Origin of the sequence: Bartonella sp. AP20NXHL (assembly GCF_042196165.1) — a bacterium.
Lineage (GTDB): Bacteria > Pseudomonadota > Alphaproteobacteria > Rhizobiales > Rhizobiaceae > Bartonella.
Window position 1 is genome coordinate 1 of sequence record NZ_JBHIPV010000070.1, and the last position, 1,283, is coordinate 1,283.

General features: G+C 43.6%; 3 protein-coding genes. All 3 read left to right on the forward strand.

Features of this window, described 5'->3' with window-relative positions:
- Nucleotides 1-453, forward strand: a 453-nt coding sequence (locus ACFILL_RS09215; RefSeq protein WP_375643832.1) for a phage tail sheath C-terminal domain-containing protein, incomplete at its 5' end; no start/stop codon positions are given.
- The gene (locus tag ACFILL_RS09220) at nt 453-959 is read left to right on the forward strand and encodes a phage major tail tube protein (RefSeq protein ID WP_375638020.1); all 507 of its coding nucleotides are present in this window, start codon (nt 453-455) and stop codon (nt 957-959) included. The genes ACFILL_RS09215 and ACFILL_RS09220, both read left to right, overlap by 1 nt.
- Nucleotide 960: 1 nt before the next feature.
- The gene (locus tag ACFILL_RS09225) at nt 961-1,248 is read left to right on the forward strand and encodes a phage tail assembly protein (RefSeq protein WP_375643829.1); all 288 of its coding nucleotides are present in this window, start codon (nt 961-963) and stop codon (nt 1,246-1,248) included.
- Nucleotides 1,249-1,283: the final 35 nt, after the last annotated feature.

Below are 1,283 nucleotides of genomic sequence, written 5' to 3' on the forward strand. Positions count from 1 at the left end.
CGCCCCATTGATTTTTCCATTGGTGATCGATCAAGCCGCGCCAACCTTCTTAACGAACAAAACATCACAACAATTATCCGCGAAAATGGCTATCGCCTCTGGGGTAATCGCACCCTCTCAAGTGATACAAAATTTGCTTTCTTATCGGTGGTACGCACCGCAGATATGATCAATGATGCCATTTTGCGCGGGCATCTATGGGCTGTCGACCGCAATATCAAAAAAACCTACATGAGTGACGTGAGTGAAAGCGTCAATGCCTATTTGCGTGATTTAAAAGCACAAGGCGCCATTCTTGGTGGGCGTTGTACGCCTGATCTAGAGTTGAATACAGCAAGCGCCATTGAAGGCGGCAGAGTCTATTTCAATGTCGAATTCACACCAACAACACCAGCAGAACACATCACATTCCGTTCACGCATTGTAAATGATTACTTAGAGGAGATTTTTTAATGGCTATCCCCGTTTTACCAAGAGTTTTGAAATATTTTAACATTTTTGTCGACGGCATTCCCTATCAAGCAAAATGTGAAAGCGTAACATTACCGAATTTGAGTTTGGTTGTTGAAAGTTATCGTGGCGGAGGCATGGATAGCTCTATTGAAGTTGACCTTGGTCTTGAAACCCTCACACTTAGCATGACCATTTCTGATTGCTCTCCAGAATTGATGGCACTGTTGGGGCGCACAGATGTCGATATCTCATTACGAAGTTCAATGCAAGCGCAAGGCACACCAGCAGAAGGTGTTGTCATTACCATGAGAGGACTATGCAAAGGCTTTGAAATGGCAGAATGGCAACCGGGCAGCAAAGCAACATCCACAACTACCTTCACATTGCAGTATTTCAAATATGTCCAGAAGGACGTTGAAATCGTTGAGATAGATGTCCTCAACTTGGTGAGAAAATTCAATGGCGTCAATCAACTCGCAGACCATAGAGAAAATATAGGATTATAAAATGACAGTCCAAACAAGCATTACACATAAATTACTTGTACCGATTACCTTTGAAGGAAAAGAGCATACCGAAATCACCTTACGGCGCCCCAAAACAAAAGATGTGCAAGCAATCGACAAAAAAGAAGGCATAGAGCAAACAATCGCTATGATTGCACGCCTTTCTGGATGGGCACATGAAGCGGTTGGAGAACTCGATATTAATGACTTGTCGAGCATTGGAGAGATTTTGGAGTCTTTTATCAAGCGGCGGGATACCTCGACTGGGAAACCGCCGCTAAACTCATAGCCGATATTACCATTGTGTTCCATTGGTCCCTTTCA

Coding starts and splice junctions, on each gene's coding strand:
- ACFILL_RS09220 (WP_375638020.1), top strand. CDS start 453: ATGGCTATCCCCGTTTTACCAAGAGTTTTGAAATATTTTAACATTTTT.
- ACFILL_RS09225 (WP_375643829.1), top strand. CDS start 961: ATGACAGTCCAAACAAGCATTACACATAAATTACTTGTACCGATTACC.